This is a genomic window from Allobosea sp. CER48 (assembly GCF_044752385.1).
GTDB lineage: Bacteria > Pseudomonadota > Alphaproteobacteria > Rhizobiales > Beijerinckiaceae > Allobosea.
In genome coordinates, this window is sequence record NZ_JBIWYK010000675.1 from 1 (window position 1) to 1313 (window position 1313).

Annotated in this window: 1 protein-coding gene and 1 pseudogene; both read left to right on the forward strand. The window is 66.4% G+C overall.

Annotated elements, in window-relative coordinates; genetic code table 11:
• Positions 1-1137: tRNA guanosine(34) transglycosylase Tgt (gene tgt / locus ACIPIA_RS16470; RefSeq protein WP_400511052.1), on the forward strand; the 1137-nt coding region annotated here is incomplete at its 5' end.
• Positions 1134-1313, forward strand: a pseudogene (locus ACIPIA_RS16475) (hypothetical protein); the annotation flags it as partial. The gene tgt and the pseudogene ACIPIA_RS16475, both read left to right, overlap by 4 nt.

The following is a 1313-nucleotide window of genomic DNA, read 5'->3' on the forward strand; positions in this document are numbered from 1 at the left end:
ACGCCGCCGGGCGCCACGACGGAGTTCGCCTTTCATGTCGCCGCGCGCGACGGCGCCGCTCGCACGGGAGCGATCAGCATGCCGCGTGGCGTCATCCGGACGCCCGCCTTCATGCCGGTCGGCACCGCCGCCACCGTGAAGGGCATGTATCCCGACCAGGTGAGGGCACTCGGAGCCGACGTGGTGCTCGGCAACACCTATCACCTGATGCTTCGCCCGGGCGCCGAGCGGGTCGCGAAGCTCGGTGGCCTTCACAAGTTGATGAACTGGCCGCACCCGATCCTGACCGATTCCGGCGGCTTCCAGGTGATGTCGCTGTCGCAGCTCCGGAAGCTGACGGAGGAGGGCGTGACCTTCCGCTCCCATATCGACGGTTCGAAGCATGTGCTGACGCCCGAGCGCTCGGTCGAGATCCAGAACCTTCTCGGTTCCGATATCGTGATGCAGCTCGACGAATGCGTTGGGCTGCCCTGCGAGGACAAGGTGGCCGAGAAGGCGATGCGACTGTCGCTGCGTTGGGCGGAGCGTTGCAAGACGGCCTTCGGCAACCATCCCGGCCGCGCCCTGTTCGGCATCGTTCAGGGTGGCGCGGTGCCCCATCTGCGCGTCGAGAGCGCGCGCGAACTCGCCGCCATGGATCTCAAGGGATATGCCGTCGGGGGGCTTGCGGTCGGCGAGCCACAGGACATCATGCTGGCGATGATCGAGACCGTCGAGCCGCATCTGCCGCAGGAGAAGCCGCGCTATCTCATGGGCGTCGGCACGCCGGACGACATCATTCAGTCGGTCGCGCGCGGCATCGACATGTTCGACTGCGTGATGCCGACACGCGCCGGCCGTCACGGCCAGATCTTCACCCGCTTCGGCCGGATGAACCTCAAGAACGCCAAGCATGCAGAGGATCCGCGGCCGATCGACGAGCAATCGTCCTGCCCGGCGGCGAACAACTGGTCGCGCGCCTACCTCCACCATCTCGTCAAGGCGGAGGAGATGCTCGGCAAGATGCTGCTGACCTGGGTGAATCTCGCCTATTATCAGGACCTGATGGCCGGCCTGCGCGCCGCCATCGCTGCCGGCCGCCTCTCCGACTTCATCGCGGAAACGAAGGAAGGCTGGGCGCGGGGCGAAACGGCTTGAGCGCAGGGCTCGCCCTGCTGCCCTTCAAGATGGCGATCGCCGCCTCGGTGGTCGTCTGCTGCTCCATTCTGGCGGAGCGCTCCGGCCCGCTCGTGGCCGCGATGATAGCGACATTGCCGATCTCGCTCGGGCCGGTCCTGTTCTTTCTGGCTCTCGATCACGATTCGACCTTCGTC